The 15,824-nt window shown below is 59.9% G+C and carries 11 protein-coding genes; 8 read left to right on the forward strand and 3 right to left on the reverse strand.

Annotation, left to right across the window (positions count from 1 at the left end; all coding sequences use genetic code 11):
* The first annotated feature begins 47 nt into the window (after window positions 1-47).
* From NDJ82_RS17040 to NDJ82_RS17060, 5 genes are all read left to right on the forward strand, one after another.
* The gene (locus NDJ82_RS17040) at window positions 48-1,310 is read left to right on the forward strand and encodes a serine hydrolase domain-containing protein (RefSeq protein ID WP_250925914.1); all 1,263 of its coding nucleotides are present in this window, start codon (window positions 48-50) and stop codon (window positions 1,308-1,310) included.
* A 116-nt stretch (window positions 1,311-1,426) separates the two neighbouring features.
* Window positions 1,427-2,764 carry an alginate export family protein gene (locus NDJ82_RS17045; RefSeq protein ID WP_250925915.1) on the forward strand — a complete coding sequence of 446 codons (1,338 nt, stop codon included), beginning with the start codon at window positions 1,427-1,429 and terminating at the stop codon, window positions 2,762-2,764.
* 39 nt (window positions 2,765-2,803) lie between these two features.
* Window positions 2,804-3,907 (forward strand): polyamine ABC transporter substrate-binding protein, encoded by a 1,104-nt coding sequence (locus tag NDJ82_RS17050; RefSeq protein ID WP_250925916.1) that lies wholly within the window; start codon window positions 2,804-2,806, stop codon window positions 3,905-3,907.
* 42 nt (window positions 3,908-3,949) lie between these two features.
* Window positions 3,950-4,438: a DUF3237 domain-containing protein gene (locus NDJ82_RS17055; RefSeq protein ID WP_099585061.1), complete on the forward strand. Its 489-nt coding sequence runs from the start codon at window positions 3,950-3,952 to the stop codon at window positions 4,436-4,438.
* Between the two features lie 353 nt (window positions 4,439-4,791).
* A complete protein-coding gene (locus NDJ82_RS17060) occupies window positions 4,792-8,292 on the forward strand; it encodes a YncE family protein (RefSeq protein ID WP_250925917.1) in 3,501 nt (1,166 codons plus the stop codon).
* Window positions 8,293-8,593: 301 nt separating this feature from the next.
* Here the strand turns inward: NDJ82_RS17060 and NDJ82_RS17065 are convergent, their stop codons facing one another.
* Entirely contained in the window at window positions 8,594-9,205 is a 612-nt protein-coding gene (locus tag NDJ82_RS17065) for a TetR/AcrR family transcriptional regulator (RefSeq protein ID WP_099585060.1), read from the reverse strand.
* 86 nt (window positions 9,206-9,291) lie between these two features.
* Window positions 9,292-11,034 carry a sigma-54-dependent Fis family transcriptional regulator gene (locus NDJ82_RS17070; protein WP_112194574.1) on the reverse strand — a complete coding sequence of 581 codons (1,743 nt, stop codon included), beginning with the start codon at window positions 11,032-11,034 and terminating at the stop codon, window positions 9,292-9,294.
* 269 nt (window positions 11,035-11,303) lie between these two features.
* Here NDJ82_RS17070 and NDJ82_RS17075 point away from each other — a divergent pair, with 269 nt between their 5' ends.
* The 3 genes from NDJ82_RS17075 (at window position 11,304) to NDJ82_RS17085 (ending at window position 14,623) form a co-directional block, all read left to right on the forward strand.
* Entirely contained in the window at window positions 11,304-12,779 is a 1,476-nt protein-coding gene (locus tag NDJ82_RS17075) for a benzaldehyde dehydrogenase (protein ID WP_250925918.1), read from the forward strand.
* Window positions 12,780-12,828: 49 nt separating this feature from the next.
* The gene (locus NDJ82_RS17080; RefSeq protein WP_250925919.1) at window positions 12,829-13,596 is read left to right on the forward strand and encodes a coniferyl-alcohol dehydrogenase; all 768 of its coding nucleotides are present in this window, start codon (window positions 12,829-12,831) and stop codon (window positions 13,594-13,596) included.
* A 79-nt stretch (window positions 13,597-13,675) separates the two neighbouring features.
* A complete protein-coding gene (locus NDJ82_RS17085) occupies window positions 13,676-14,623 on the forward strand; it encodes a SphA family protein (RefSeq protein ID WP_250925920.1) in 948 nt (315 codons plus the stop codon).
* Here the strand turns inward: NDJ82_RS17085 and mhpT are convergent.
* Window positions 14,601-15,818, reverse strand: coding sequence for a 3-(3-hydroxy-phenyl)propionate transporter MhpT (gene mhpT, locus NDJ82_RS17090; protein WP_250925921.1), 1,218 nt, complete (start codon window positions 15,816-15,818; stop codon window positions 14,601-14,603). The two genes, NDJ82_RS17085 and mhpT, sit on opposite strands and share 23 nt — an antisense overlap.
* Between the last annotated feature and the right edge of the window lie 6 nt (window positions 15,819-15,824).

Here is a 15,824-nt window from a genome sequence, read left to right on the forward strand (position 1 = left end):
TTCCTGGGCATCTGCTGTCATGCAGAGTCATCTTCAGGGTTATCCCGATGAGTCAAACAATCGCGTCCTCGCTAGCGACGCTTTACGTCGAGGCAAACGAATCGTCATTGGCAACAGGCGTTGCCCCCTTACTGATGCAGGGCTTTCCTGCCGAACTGAAACACCGGGTCACGTGGCACAACTGGATGCGTGCGCCCTTCAACCAGTGGGGGTTCCGTAACCTGGCGCGGCTGCGGCCCTCCATTGATGTCGCGGCAGGCCCAGGTCCCGTGGGTACGCTCAAGGACGCGCCCAAAGCCCTGGAATCGCTGTGCTTTGACAGTGAATGTGGGCTGAGCATCAGCGTTATCGATCACCTTGTCGCCAGCCAGACCGACGCCTTTTTGGTGATGCAGGGCGACACGGTGCTGTTCGAGCGTTACTTCAACGGGCAGCGCGCCTGTGATCGACACATCATGTTCTCGGTGACCAAGTCGCTAATCGGCACCTTGGGCGAGCAACTGGTCACCGAGGGTGTACTCAGGCCCGAGTTGCCCGCTGCGTACTACGTCCCCGAACTGGCGGGCAGCGCGTTTGGCGATGCCACCGTGCGCCAGTTGTTCGACATGGCGGTAGGCATCGACTACAGCGAGGTCTATGACGATCCCAACTCAGAGAGTTCGCAGTACGGTTACGCCTGCGGTTTTCAGCCGGCGCCTGCGACTTACGCACAGTTCGAATCCCTGTATCAGTACTTGCCGTCCCTCAAGAAGCGCGGCAGCCACGGTGGGTTTTTCCACTATGTGACCGCGACCACCGAAGCCCTCGCCTGGGTCATGGAACGTGCCTCGGGCAAGGCCTGCAGTCAGATGCTGGAGGCGATCTGGAAGCGCTTGGGGTGCGACCGTGATGGTTATTTCATGGCCGATGCCTGGGGACGCAATGTGGCGGGGGCGGGCTTCAGCGCCACCTTGAGAGACATGGCGCGTTTCGGTCGGTTACTGGCCGACGATGGCCGTCACGACGGTCTTGAGTTGCTGTCGCCTGACACCGTGGCCCGAATCGCTGCCGGGGCCGATCCGGCGATCTATGCGCAGAATGACGAGTTTTCCAGCTGGACGCCGGGAGCGTCCTATCGCAGCCAGTGGTACGTGTTCAACGACCACAGCCAAGCGCTGATGGCCGGCGGAATTCACGGCCAGTACTTGTTCATCGACAAGCCCTCCGGCGTGGTGATCGTCAAGCAATCCTCCCTGGCGGAGGCGGTCGGCCCGTTCGATGCCGACAGCGTGCGCATGCTGCGCGCCATTGCCGCCCACCTGAACCACTGACACACGCCAAACAATAAGAGTCTTGCGTTCTATTCACCTGGCCCGCCCAGGTGTTGGCGGCGCGCTGCGTCGCCATTGACTGCCCTGTAACAACAATAATTCCACAGGAGCTTCTTATGGTTTTCACCAAGCGTTTTTCCCGGGCGCTCTTAGCGGTCGGCTTACCCTTGACCACCCACGTCACGCTGGCGGGCTACACCTTTGAGGACGGCAATCTCAAGGGTGAAGTCAATCTCACGGCGGGCGGTGGCACGCTGTTTACCCGTGGCGTCAATTTCGGCAGTGGCCAGGTAGATGCTAGCAGCGGTAAAAATGGCGGCGCCAACATTAACTGGCAAGAGCTCTACGTCAAACCCGGCGTCAAGCTTGATTATGCGCTGCAACCCGACTTCAGCCTGCTGGCGGGCGGCTCCCTGGTGGCGGCCAGCACCTTCGGCGACGGCGACGCGGGCGGCTTCACCCGCAGCTCCGACGGCAAGGCCGCCGTCGAAGAACTCTACGCGGGTGTTCGAACCGGCGAATGGACGCTCACCGCAGGCCGCCAGAACTACATGATCGGTACGGGGTTCATCGTCATGGACGGCAACCTCGACCAGTACAAGGACGCCGCCTACTGGCTGGGGCCTCGCACCGCGTTCAAGGATTCGGCGATCCTGGCCTGGAACCATGGCGCATTCAAATCCCAGGCATTTACCTTGCGCACCGACGACGATTTGGGCGATTTCCGCATGACCGGCGTCAACCTCGATTACAACCTCGATGACCAGGTAACCCTCGGGGCGATGGCCATGAAGGTCCATGCCTTGGGGCCAAAAGGCAGCACGTTCCCGCGTCTTCGTGACGGGATGCAGGTCTACAACGTGCGAGCGCTCAACGCCAAGGTGCCCGGTGTGCAAGCGCTGACGCTCAACGCCGAGTACGCCGTGGAGCGTGGCAGCGGCGAGGGTGCCGATTACGCTGCCAACGCCTGGTATGCCCAGGCCGACTACGCCTTCAGCACGCTGCCGCTGACACCGATCATCGGTTATCGCTACGCGAGCTTTTCCGGGGATGACAACCTCACCGACAACCGCCAGAAAGCCTGGGATCCACTGAGCAAAGGTTTTCTCGACTGGGGCACGTGGCTCGTCGGCGACGTGGTCGGCAATTACCTGCTGTTCAACAGCAACGAAAAGGTCCAGCAGTTCTCGCTCAAGACCCACCTCAGCGATACCGTGACCCTCGGCACGATTCACTACCAGTTCTGGCTGGACGAGAAAAACTACCTGGGCGCCGCAGTCAGTGAGCGGCGTTTTGCCGATGAGAGCGTGGTATTTGTCGACTGGACGCCCACGCCGTCGTTCTATACGTCGCTGTCCTATAACTGGGTCAAGCCACTGGCCGCTGCCAAGCAGGTCTTTGGCGATGACCAGACATTCAGTGCGCTGGAAATGTATTTCACCTATCGCTATTAAGTGCCGCGAGCCATCGTGGCCGCGCTGGAGTGTTTCATCATGAACAGGTTTTTGCGTAACACCTTGCTGGGTACGGTTGCCTCATTGCTGATCAGTGGCGCTTGCGTGGCTGAAGAACGAACCGTACGGATCTACAACTGGATCGAATACCTGCCGCCGGAAGTGCTCAAGAGCTTCCAGGAAGACACTGGCATTCGCCCGATTTATGACGTGTTTGACAGTGCCGAAACCATGGAGTCCAAGCTGCTGACGGGCAACTCCGGGTATGACGTGGTGTTCCCCGGCACCGCGAATCTCGGGCACCTGATCACCGCCGGTGCCGTCCAGCCCTTGGACCGCAAGCAGTTACCGAACTGGCAACACCTGGATCCGCAGTTCATGCAGTCCCTGGAAGCCGTGGGTGACACTGGCAATCGCTACGCCGCGCCGTACCTGTGGGGCACCACGCTGATCGGCTACAACGTCGACAAGGTGCGCAAAGCCCTTGGCCCCGACGTCAAAATGGACACCTGGGACGTCATCTTCAAGGAAGAGAACCTCGCCAAACTCGCCAGTTGTGGCGTGGGTTTTCTCGACGCGGGCAACGAGATCGTGCCAATCGCCTTGCGCTATCAGGGCCTGGACCCCAACAGCCAGAAACGCGAGGACTATCCGCTGGCCCAGGCGGTGATGATGAAAATCCGTCCCTACATCACCTACTTCAACTCGTCGCGCTACGGCATGGACCTGGCCAACGGTGATATCTGTGTGGGCGTGGGCTGGTCCGGCGGCGTCGCGCTGGCCAAGCAATTGGCGGATGCCGCCGGCAAGGGCGTCAAGGTCGAGATGGCACTGCCCAAGGAAGGTGCGCCGATGTGGTCGGACGTGATGATGATTCCGGCCAATGCTCCCGACGTCGCTGAGGCCCACGCGTTCATCAATTACATCCTGCGCCCGGAAGTGATTGCCCGCATCAGCAACAAGATCGGCTATCCCAACCCGAACAAGGACGCTACCGCACTGGTGGACGCCAGTATCCGCAACAACCCCAACATGTACGTGCCGGAGGAGGCGCGCAAGACGCTGTTCGCGCTTGAACCGATTCCAGCCGCGATCGAGCGCATTCGTACTCGCACCTGGACCAACATCAAGACCAATCGCTGATCAGTGTGGCCCGGTGCGTGCGCGCCGGGCCTGGAGGGTGCCATGAGTGAACATTTGGACTTGCTGGATATTGCGCCCAACCTGCAGCGCGTTCTGACGTTGCGCGTGGCGATAGGGCCTGGCGTGATGCTGGGTGACAGCGTTGAAGGCGTGCGCTGCAACTACCCGATTGTGGGCGGTGATTTCGACGGGGTCGGTGTCAGAGGCCAAGTCCTGGCGGGCGGCGAAGACTTGTTTGTCTTGCGCCCGGATGGCGTCGGTCAGCTGGATGCGCGCTACAGCCTCAAAACCGACCAGGGCGAGTTGATCAACCTGCGGAACCGGGGTGTTCTGAACATGACTGAGTACGGGCGCCAACTGGAACGTGAGGGGCAGTGGCCGATTCCGGAGGCGGAATACCGCTGCACCTGCACGCCGGTGTTCCAGGTGCCCAAGGGACGATTGGATTGGCTTGGGCGTTCCAGTTTTATCGGCCTGGTGCATTACCCCAGTGTCGACCAAGTAGTGATTCGTTGTTATCGGTTTTACTGAGACCCTTGCTCCCGTGACGGCCTGACAGACGACTATCTTCACTATGATCACGCGTAGCTGCCCCTCCGTCGTATGCTGGAGGGCGGCGCGCCGCAGTTTCATCCGGCACCCGTAAGTTGGCCTTGGCTGTTGGTGCTGTTTTGGCGGAGCCGTTGTTCCGGCATTGGAACCGTCAGCCCTGACCCCTCTGTTTCAAGTGGCCCGTCCTGGGCCACTGCCATTCGTCGGCACTGTTATTTCTCACAGGTATCCGAACAGTTCCTCGTGATGCTGAATGAACTCAGGTCCTGCCCCCACCCATCACGTTGAGTTCGGGCCGAGGCTTTCACTCAATCGTCCGAGGGTTTTCAACCATGGCATTCGATATCGTTCCCATCTCACCTTACGCACCGCTGTCCGAAAATGAAGATGTCTATGACATTGACCTGAGTCAGCCTGAACGATTGGATCCGGTACCCTTCAATCAATTGGTAATGGATATTCCCAATCTCACAACCCCCTACCAGGGCTACGCCGGGGCGGTGAATAGGGCTGCCCTGAACGTTACGCCTGAAAAAGGCCTGTTGGTGGTATTGCGCCCCTATTTGGGTATGCAGGAGTTTGACTTCGTCGAGGTATTTTTCGGAGACCCGGTAATCCCGGTTGATTCAGTAGTAATCAGTGATATTCAAGCTGCCAATGGACTTGCAATCGCACTGTACGTCCCTCCCGTATGGTTGAATTATGGTGCTGTCGACAATGTGTTTTTCAAGGTAACCCGCGTCGGTGGCGGATATGAGGAAAGTTCTAAAATCAAGGTATTCATCGATAATGAATTACCGGCAGGTCCGAACCCTTCGATCGCAACGCCCTACCACGACTACGTTGATAAACCTATTTTCGAACAACGTATTCTCGATAACGGGATACGCCCCGACGATCTGGTGACAGGCGTCAAAGTCACCATCAACAACTATCCGAATCGCTCGGGGCTTTCGCCGAATTACAAGCGTAAAGCCCGAGACCAAATTATTCTTCGATTAAACGGCCATATTCAAAGGCATATCGTGACGGAGTACGAGGCCGCCGGCGATGCGCCGATTGTAATGACGCTTTATGCAGGCTTTCTCAGCCAGCTCGGCGACGGGGGCGTCATTGCTGAGTACACTGTTTACGACGAAGCCAACAACGTGATGGACTCACAGTCGCCCATTCAAATGCTCATGTCGTTCGTTGGCGGCGGACCACTGCCGTTGGATGCGCCGTTTGTTTATGAACTTGATAACCATGGAAGATTGGATGTAGACCTGCTTGAAGGACGAAACGCTACCATCGGCGTCTACATTAGAAACAAAGACTATAAGGTTGGCGACAAACTTATTATCACTATGCAGGGTGTTGCCCATGATGGGGTTATTACCAACACCGAATATCGGTACGACGTCAATTCCATTTTTTTAGATGCACAAGTTGTGCTACCAAACGCACATTTAGTCGGGCTCGTAAACGGGACGTTGCGTTTGTCCTACCGCCGTGTTCGTACGGGGGTCACACCGGACCGCCCTTCGGACATATGCATTTTAGAGGTTATAGGTAAGGGCACTCCGGTAGGCCTTGCGCCCGCTATTATTCTTCAAGCGCCAGATGGCAATTTACCCGCTGATGTAGTTGCAGCGACATTCGTAATTGTTCCCTATCCCGGCCAAGACTCGCTTGACGCCGTGTACCTCCACCTGATTGGTACCTATGCCAATGGCACAGCTTATTATCGTCGCATCGGGCCAAGGCCGGCAGGCACCGGCAACGTTATCTTTAACGTGATCAATGGCCCGGAAGGGGAGATAGCCTGGCTAGAGGGCGGTGACCTGCAATTTCATTATACGGTTGTCAATGACCAAGGCTCGCGCAAATCCCAAGATGCGAAAGTTGATGTCGGTGATTTGGTGGCGACATTGCGCGTGGTGCACATTGACGAAGCACCGGCACCCGACTACATTTTTGACCCCAGTAAAAGTTTGTTTGGTGCATCCATCATAGTAAGAGCCAACCCGCTCTTCACCCGGGGCAGTACCGTCACCCTGTACTTTGTGGGCAAAGCAGCAGGAGGCAGCACGACCATTCCTCACCTAATTACCCCGGTGTGGGAAAATACTGACCTGTACTTTGACGTAGCCCGGCATGTGGTTCTGCAAAACCTGGATCGTTCAGCGACGATTTACTACACACTCACTAAACCCAATGAACGAACCCGGTTGTCTCATGCTGTAGACATGCGCGTTGGTGCGGCCATCCAACTGTCCGCACCCGGAGTGCTCGAATCAACGGTCATTGTGCCAGGCGTCAGTGTCAGTGTATTCCCGTTGCACTTCGTAAACCCACCCGTCGGCACGATTCGCGTGACCTATAACATGCAGAATACCGATCAAATTCAGCCCTATATCAAAGGTAAAATGGGACTGGGTAGCCCACCCATCCCTGCGAAGCTTGGAAATGCCGCATTAGGTTATGTGGACTTCGACTTACGAAATACGGTCATCGCCGCGCATTTGGGCGAGACGTTTACAATCGACTATGAAGTGAAACGAGGCAATTCAATTCTCCCTTCAGACCCCCTGACTGTACAGGTAGAACCGCTTCCCGATTCCGTGATAAATGTGGTGACCATCCCCGAAGCCCACGCGGGCCAAGTCGATGCCAATGCCAACAATACCGTGCAGGTGCTGGCCTATACCTTCATGACGACAGGGCAGCCCGTTTGGATCATCTTCGAACATGACGATGGTACGCCAGACTATGTGCTGCGTAATGGCGACCCGCTAACGCCCGCAGAGTCGAGCGCGAAAAAAATCGTGCACACCATCCCTGGCACGTACCTGCGCTCGCGGCCCAATGGCAGCCAAATTCGGGTTAAAACACTGGTTTCAATGGACGGTTTCGGTGACAGGAACACCGCCGTACAATTGGGCAAACCGTCCTATTCGATTAAAAAAAAGGCGGGGATCATTACCCATGTCGAAGTAGGGGGCAAACCACTAAGACTGGTCGTCAGCCCCGATGGCAGTCGCGTTTACGTTACCAATTGGGCCTCTAATTCGGTGTCAGTGATTTCGACGGCCACCCATCGAGTTACTCATACCATTACCGGTCTGAGCACCCCACACGCCATCGCTATCAGTCCCAACGGCGGCATCCTGTATGTAAGCAACGTGGGCACGCAACACGTTACCGTTATCAACACTACCAGCTATGAATTTATCAACCAAATAACGGGTTTCGCTGCTCCTCACGCACTTGCTTTGAATACGCTGGGAACGCGCTTATATGTTGCTTGCTACCTTTCCTCTGCGCTGTATACCCACGACACCTCCTCCGGTGCGCGCCTGTACACACTCGGGTACACGTACCCTTTGTCAGTGACGCTAAACCCCAGTAATTCTCGCATTTATGTGGGGGCAGCCACCCACGTATACACCGTCGACCAGCCAAGCAATACCGCTGTGGGATCCTTGGCGGGTTTCCATTCCCCTCGCGACATGGCTTACAACCCTCACAACGTAAGTGCCAAGCCAACACTGTACGTCGCGAATACAAATGCCGGTAACATTCATATTATGAATACGGGCACGAACGACATCCGTAAAACCCTTACGGGTTTCAGCACTCCCTACGGCGTTGTCATGCACCCCACACAACCATTCGCCTATGTCACGGACTACGGTACTAACAGCCTGAAAATCATAAACACCGATGAAGAAACCGTCATTGGTGCAGTGGAAGGGCTCAATGGCCCGTTCGGGGTCGCTATCAGCCCAGACGGCTCCACGCTCTATGTCGCCAACTATGATGGCAACTCTGTCACTGTCATCAGTACATAAGCTTCAGGGCCCAGCAAAAAATGCTCCGCACTTCGCTGTGCGGGGCATTTTTTTCAATGGTGCCCTTAAAAACCAGGTGGCATATCCGTCCGCAGAGTAGTTGTTGATGTTACGACCGACCGTGGTACCGATTTCACCGATGACCGAACTTGAGCACGCCATCGAGTAGAAGCCGCTTTCAACGTCCAGCCAAGTGGCGTAACCACCGGCGTAGCGGTCGAGCGCAAGCGAGGCTGCGTCGGCGACACAGCCGATCCCAGGGTGTCAGTCAATCCGCCATGCTGCCAGGTCGGCCATGGATTCAAGCCTGCATGCCATAGAACAACAGCTCAGTAATACGCCTGACCTGCAGCGAGTGCGCGTCAATGTCCGGTTGCTCCTGATTCACCAGCCTGAACAGCTGCAAATGTGAATAGTCGTTCAACAGGAACGCCGCCAGTTCCACATCGAGTTGCGGGCGCAGCTTGCCGGCCAGTTGCAGTTCGCGCAGCAGTTGGCTGATCTCGGCCCTGAGCGCATCGTTCATGGCGCGGTAGCCGGCGGGTAATGCGTTGGTGCCGCCGAACAGGATCAGCGGCAGCAATTCTCGCCAGAGGCTGGGGTGCATGACTTCCAGGGCGTAGCCCGTCAGCAGCCGTTCCAGGTGGCACAGCGCATCGACCGGATCCTCGAAGTCATGGATCAGGCTGCGAGTGTCGGTGATTGCGCGCTGGTCGGCGTGGTGCAGGATTTCCAGGATGATCTCCTGCTTATTGCCGAAATACTTGAACACCGTGGGCGCCGACACGCCAGCCTGGCTGGCGATCTGCTCGATGGTGGTGTTCTGGAAGCCCTGGCGCTCAAACAGTTCGATGGCCGCCTGGCTGATGGCTTGCCGGCGCTCGGCTTTCTGACGTTCACGCAGTCCGGTCACGGGTGCTCCTGGTCACGATTCAAAGGGGGCTCGATATGCCTGCAAAATACTTAATTGGGTAAAGCTTTTAAAGCACTAATTGCCGTTCAAGAGGTTTGCCGCTGATGCTTCTTCAACCGATAGGCAAATTGAGCGCGGCTAAGCCCCACAAGCCTCGCCGCCGCCGCCAGGTTGCCGGCGTTCTGTTGCAGCGCTTCGGTGATCAGGCGTGATTCAAGGCCTTCGATGGAAAACCCCTGGTCCAACTGACCGAGAGTGTCCAGCAGTGCAGGGCGCTGCGAGGGCGCGGTGTTGGACAGGCTGCCATGGTCGTCCAGGCCGTAAGGGTCCGCCGGCATCGGCTCATTGCGAAACAGGTGTACCAGATCAATGGCCTGGCCTTCGTCGCTGGCGATCAGGCCGCGCTCGATCAGGTTTTGCAGCTCGCGCACATTGCCCGCGAAGTCGTAGCGCAGCAGCACTTTCAGGGCGCGCATGGTCAGGCCCACGGGCGTACGGGCGTATTCCTGGCAGAAGCGGGTGAGGAATGCGTTGATCAACAGCGGGATGTCATCGCGGCGTTCACGCAGTGGCGGCAGGGCGATGGGGTAGACATTCAGCCGATAGAACAGATCTTCGCGAAACGTGCCTTCAGCCACCGCTTTGCGCAGGTCGATATTGGTGGCCGCTACCACTCGCACATCCACCTTGATGCCCTGCACGCCGCCGACCCGTTCGATCTCGCGCTCCTGCAACGCCCGCAGCAGTTTGCTTTGCCCGGCCAGGCTGAGACAGGTGATTTCATCCAGAAACAGCGTGCCACCCTGCGCCCGTTCAAAACGCCCTGGGCGAGAGTGGGTGGCACCGGTGTACGCACCGCGTTCCACACCGAAGAGTTCAGCTTCGATCAGGTTGTCCGGGATGGCCGCGCAATTGAGCGCCACGAACGGGCCATCGTGGCGACGGCTGAGCTGGTGCAACTGGCGTGCGAACATTTCCTTGCCCACGCCGGACTCACCGCTGATCAGCACGGTGGCGGGCGTCAGCGCAACGCGTTGCAGGGCCTGCATCGCAGCGTTGAACGCCGCGCTGGCGCCCACCATGGGTTGAGACGGGCTGGAGTCGGCAATGCGGTCGACCGGGCTGTGGCGTGCGGGGGCGGCGGCGGTGTGGGTGATGGCTGAGGACACATTGAGGTAACGCAGGTCCTGCTCGACGTCACCCCATTGTTCGGCCGTCTTGCCCACCACCCGGCAACTGCTGTGGCCCATGCCTCGGCATTCCACTTCGCGAAAAATCACCAGTTGCCCGAACAGGCCACTGACAAAACCGATGGCATAGCCGGTTTCTGTCCAGCACACCGGGTCCTGCCCGATGCCGTACGCGCCCACGTGCTCATCGGCCTCGCAGGAGTGATGCCAGAGAAACTCGCCTTCATAAAAGCCCGAGTCGGCGTCGAACTTGAAGTGCAGCGGCTCGACCTTGGTCATGCCCTCCAGGGTATGCAGATGCGTGCCGGCGCGGAACACGGCCGCCGCATCGGCGTGTGGCCAGCGCTCGCGGATCAGCCTGGCGTCCCGCGCACCGGAGGCGTAGCCGGTACGGGTGAACAGGCCACGCGCCTGCTCCAGGCCCAGGCGCTCGATGACTTCCCTGCGCAGGGCACCGAACGAGGAACTGTGCAGCAGCAACATGCGTTGGTCGTTGAGCCAGATCCGCCCGTCTTCGGGAGAGAAGAACAGGCAGTCGGTCAGTTCCGCAGGCGTCGGCGAGCTGCTGTCGCTGAGTTGGCGGCTGTCGCCCCGTGGATGGTAGGGCGCATCGGCTGGCGTGCTGTGGGGATTAGTCATTGTTATGCCCCTGCAAAGCGATTGAACGAAATGAGTAACTGCTCAGATAGTTACTAAACATAACCTTATCAATTGAACAAGTGCCAGCACCCCGGTTTTTGCCGCCAACCGGCGGCTGGTGAATGAGCTATGTGCGAAAAACCCCGGCCCAGAGCCCTCGATGGTTTATGTCAGCGCCGCCGTGCACAAGCGGCACAGCCTTTGCTCAAGCCCAGATGCGGCGTTTGCACTTGTGCAGGCGATGACAATTACAAGAACCGGGAGTTGCCATGTCAGTGTCTGAAACCACCCACCTGTTACAGCGGGCCCTTGCGTCCGAATGCCTGTTCAACGGCGATTGGATCCCCGCTTCGGGAGCCGTGATCCCTGTGATCGAACCCGCCACCGGCGAACCGCTGATGCGCTGCGCCATGGCCAGCCCGGCCGATGTTGCCGTGGCCAGTCGCAGCGCGGCCTTGGCCCAGCCAGCCTGGGCCGCCCTCGGTCCGCGGGAGCGCGCCGAGGTGTTTCGCAAGGCGGCGGACGTGGCGCAGCAGTCCTTCGCCGAGCTGGCGCTGTACGTTGCGCGTGAAACCGGGGGCGCGTTGTTCAAGGGCGAACACGAAGTGCGCGAGGCGATCGTGTTGCTGCATCAGGCGGCGGGCCTGTTGTCCCAACCTCACGGGCTGGTGCTGCCCAGCGAGGCGGGGCGCTTGTCCTATGCGCGGCGTCAGCCCCACGGCGTAGTCGGGGTGATTTCGCCGTTCAATTTCCCGCTGATCCTGTCGTTGCGCTCGGTGGCGCCGGCCCTGGCGGCAGGCAATGCGGTGGTGCTCAAGCCCGACCCGCAGACGCCGGTCAGCGGTGGTTTTCTCATCGCCCGACTCTTCGAGGAAGCGGGCTTGCCCAAGGGCCTGCTGCACGTATTGCCCGGCGACGCGCTGGCCGGTGAGGCGCTGTGCCGCGACCCTAATGTGCGCATGATCGCGTTCACCGGCTCCACGGCGGCGGGGCGCAAAGTGGCCGAGACAGCCGGGCGGCACCTGAAAAAAGTCGCGCTGGAACTGGGCGGCAAGAACCCGTTGATCATTCTCGAAGACGCCGACCTCGACCTGGCCGCCAGCAATGCCGCGTGGGGCGCGTGGCTGCACCAGGGGCAGATCTGCATGGCCACCGGGTTGATTCTGGTCCATGAGTCCATCGCCGCCAGCCTGACCCGCAAGCTGGTGGACAAAGCCCGGGCACTCACCGTGGGCAACGCCGCCCGGGGCGAGGCCGCGCTCGGCCCATTGATCAACCAGCGCCAACTGCAGCGCGTGCACGAGATTGTCAGCGACAGCCTGCAGGCAGGCGCACGGCTTGAGGCCGGTGGCGAATATGACCGGCTGTTCTACCAGCCCACGGTGCTCAGTGGCGTACGGCCGGGCATGCGCGCCTTTGAGGACGAAGTGTTCGGGCCGGTGGCCACGGTGGTCAGTTTTGCCACGGACGAGGAGGCCATCGAACTGGCCAACCGCACGGAGTACGGCCTCTCGGCCGCGATCATTTCGCCGTCGGTGGGGCGTGCCATGGCCATGGGCGAACGGCTTGATTGCGGCCTGCTGCACATCAATGACCAGACCGTGGCCGACGAATGCGTCAACCCCTTCGGTGGGCGCGGCGCCTCGGGCAATGGCGGCAGCGTGGGCGGGCCGGCTGACTGGGATGAATACACCCAGTGGCAATGGGTCACCGTAAAAAACTCGCCGCCCCGCTATCCCTTCTGAGCCTCGGCTCACACCTGCCTAGACAACAAAACAATAAGAGGGCTTGAACATGAACCTGTACCGCAAAACCCTGATCGTGACCGGCGTGGCCTCGGGCATTGGTGCGGAGGTCGCGCGCTTGGCGCGCTTCCAGGGCGCCACGGTGATCGGCGTCGATCGCCATGAACCACAGTTGACGCTCGATGGCTTTTTCCATGCTGATCTGAGCGATCCCACCAGCATCGATGCACTGGTGGCGCGTCTGCCGCAGCGGGTCGATGCGCTGTGCAACATTGCTGGCGTGCCTGGCACGGCGCCGGTGCAAACGGTGGCCGAGGTCAATTACCTGGGCTTGCGCCATCTGACTCAAGCGCTGCTGCCACGCATGCCGAAGGGCGGCAGCATCGTCAATGTGGCCTCGGTGCTCGGCGCGCAATGGCCGCAGCGGTTGGCGTTGCACAAAGCGCTGGCGGCGACCGAAAGCTTCAGGGCCGGGCAGCAGTGGCTGGCGGCCAATCCGGTCGAACAGGCCACTTGTTATCAATACTTCAAGGAGGCGCTGATTGTCTGGAGCCTGCAGCAATCCCAGGGTTGGTTTCGCGACCATTCGGTGCGCATCAACTGCGTCGCGCCGGGGCCGGTATTCACGCCGATCCTCGGCGATTTCGTCAGCATGCTCGGGCCGGAGCGGGTGGCCCAGGACAGCCAGCGCATGACCCGTCCGGCCCTGGCCGATGAGGTGGCGTCGGTGATCACGTTCCTGTGTTCGGACGCGGCGCGCTGGGTCAATGGGGTCAACCTGCCGGTGGACGGCGGGTTGGCGGCCGCCTACGTGTAGCGCGCTTCAGCGCCATGCCCCGGTGCGGAGCCACCGTGCCGGGGGTCTTGAACAACAACAAAAATACAGGACATCCAGGATGCTCAAGCCTATCTTGCGGCCGGTTGCGGCCATCATGTTTATTGCACTGTCATCCGCTGCACACGCTTATGACCTGCCCGGACTCAACCTGGGCAGCACCAGTTTCTACGATGGCTCGCCAGCGCCTGCCGGGCCCGGTTGGTACCTGGAGGAATACCTGACGTATTCGCGCGCCAGCCGCTTCAATGATGCCAACGGCAACAAGCTGGCCTTGCCCAGGCAGGACGTGGAAGTGGTGGCGCCTACCACGCAGATCATCTACGTCGGCCAACCCCTGGCCAATGGTGCGATGCCCGGATTCACCTTGATCAACACATCCCTGGCCCACGTGGATGTGGACGATGGTTTGAATAACGCGGCGCTGAGTTCCCGTGCAGGCTTTGGCGACGCGGTCGTCGGTCCCTTCCTGCAATTGCCGACCCTGAGCCGCGCCGATGGCAGCCCGTTGCTGACCCAGCGGGTCGAAGTCGATGTGGCGATTCCGGTCGGTGCCTATGACCGCAAGCGCTCGATCAACCCCGGCAGCAACTTCTGGTCCTTCAACCCGTACTACGCGGCGACGTACTGGTTCAACCCGAAGTGGTCGACGAGCGGGCGGTTCATGTACCTGTGGAATGGCAAGAATGACCAACCGTCGGCCAGCTTTGGCGATGTTTCCGACACCCAGGCCGGGCAGGCGCTGCATGCCAACCTGACGCTGCAGTACGCAATCGACCAGCAACTGAGCGTGGGCTTGAATGGCTATTGGTTGAAGCAGATCACCGACACCCAGGTGGACGGGCATGGGGTGAGTGGGCGGCGGGAAAAGGTCTGGGCCATCGGCCCAGGCCTGGTGTACGCATTCAACAAGGAGAATGTCCTGTCGGTGAATGCGTACTTTGAGCAGGAAGCGGTGAACCGTACTCAGGGCAACAAGCTGGTGCTTAACTGGTTGCACCAGTTCTAGGCAGGTTCCGGGGCGCCGCACGCACCATCACGCTGATGATGGTCAGTGCGGCGATCACCACGCCGGGGGAGGTCGCCAGCAGCACGCCGGCGGTGCCGGCACCTGTCGCAAGCAGTTGCCCGGCCGCCAGCGGCCCGGCCACCGAGCCCAGTCGGCCGATGGCCACGGCCGCACCCACGCCGGTGGCACGCACCGCCGTGGGGTAGGCGGGCGGGGCGCTGGCGTACAGCACCAATTGCGCCGCCATCACAAACAATCCGGCGGCGAAGCCAGCGATGGCCATCGGCACGATGCCCACCGACAAACCAACCCCGGCCAGCGCCGCGAGCAACCCGGCGTACACGAACAGCACCACTTTGAGCGCATTGCAACGGTCCAGCAGCACACCGCCCAGCAGTGAACCGAGGGCGCCGCCAATGTTGAAGAGCATCTGCACCATGCCCGCCTGGGGTTTGCTGAAACCCTGCTCCAGCAACAACGAAGGCAGCCAGTTAAGCAGCATGTACATCACGGTCAGGGTAAAGAAATAACTGAGCCATAACGCCAACGTGGTACGGGCGCGACCCTCGCCGAACAGCGCCTGGCCCGTGGAAGGGCGGGCGCCTTGGGTGTGGTCGACCTGTTGGCGAAAGGCGGTGGATTCGGGCAGCAGCAGGATCATCAGCGGCACGGCCAGCAAAGGCGCAAGGCCGCCGATGATGAACGTGGTCTGCCAGTGCTCGCTGGAAAACATCGCCACCACGGCGGCCAATGCGCCACCCAGCGGCACGCCGCAGTACATGACACTGATCGCGGTGCCGCGATTGCGCTCGCTCACCGCTTCGGCACACAGCGCAATCAGGTTGGGCAGCGCCGCGCCCAAGCCCAGGCCGGTCAGGAAGCGCACCAGCAACAGGCTTGAGTAGCTCTGCACAAATGCCGTGCTCAAGGAGAACAGCCCGAACAGCAGCACCGCGATCACCAGGATCTTCTTGCGGCCGATGCGATCGGCGATCCACCCGCCAAAAAATGCCCCCGGCAGCAGGCCAATGATCCCGACGCTGAACACCCAGCCGAGCATTTTCGGATCCAGGGCAAAGCTGTGGCGCAGCCCGGCAGCAGTGGTGCCGGCCGCCTGCAGATCGAACCCCTCGATCAGCGCAACGATAAAACACAAAGCGATCGTCAGCGTCGAACGACGCGATGGACTGTTCATGGGCAA

It is taken from the genome of Pseudomonas sp. SR18, assembly GCF_023701505.1.
GTDB classification, from domain to species: Bacteria; Pseudomonadota; Gammaproteobacteria; order Pseudomonadales; family Pseudomonadaceae; genus Aquipseudomonas; species Aquipseudomonas cyclaminis.

Coding starts and splice junctions, on each gene's coding strand:
- NDJ82_RS17085 (WP_250925920.1), top strand. CDS start 13,676: ATGCTCAAGCCTATCTTGCGGCCGGTTGCGGCCATCATGTTTATTGCA.
- mhpT (WP_250925921.1), bottom strand. CDS start 15,818: ATGAACAGTCCATCGCGTCGTTCGACGCTGACGATCGCTTTGTGTTTT.
- NDJ82_RS17045 (WP_250925915.1), top strand. CDS start 1,427: ATGGTTTTCACCAAGCGTTTTTCCCGGGCGCTCTTAGCGGTCGGCTTA.
- NDJ82_RS17060 (WP_250925917.1), top strand. CDS start 4,792: ATGGCATTCGATATCGTTCCCATCTCACCTTACGCACCGCTGTCCGAA.
- NDJ82_RS17050 (WP_250925916.1), top strand. CDS start 2,804: ATGAACAGGTTTTTGCGTAACACCTTGCTGGGTACGGTTGCCTCATTG.
- NDJ82_RS17070 (WP_112194574.1), bottom strand. CDS start 11,034: ATGACTAATCCCCACAGCACGCCAGCCGATGCGCCCTACCATCCACGG.
- NDJ82_RS17080 (WP_250925919.1), top strand. CDS start 12,829: ATGAACCTGTACCGCAAAACCCTGATCGTGACCGGCGTGGCCTCGGGC.
- NDJ82_RS17040 (WP_250925914.1), top strand. CDS start 48: ATGAGTCAAACAATCGCGTCCTCGCTAGCGACGCTTTACGTCGAGGCA.
- NDJ82_RS17055 (WP_099585061.1), top strand. CDS start 3,950: ATGAGTGAACATTTGGACTTGCTGGATATTGCGCCCAACCTGCAGCGC.
- NDJ82_RS17075 (WP_250925918.1), top strand. CDS start 11,304: ATGTCAGTGTCTGAAACCACCCACCTGTTACAGCGGGCCCTTGCGTCC.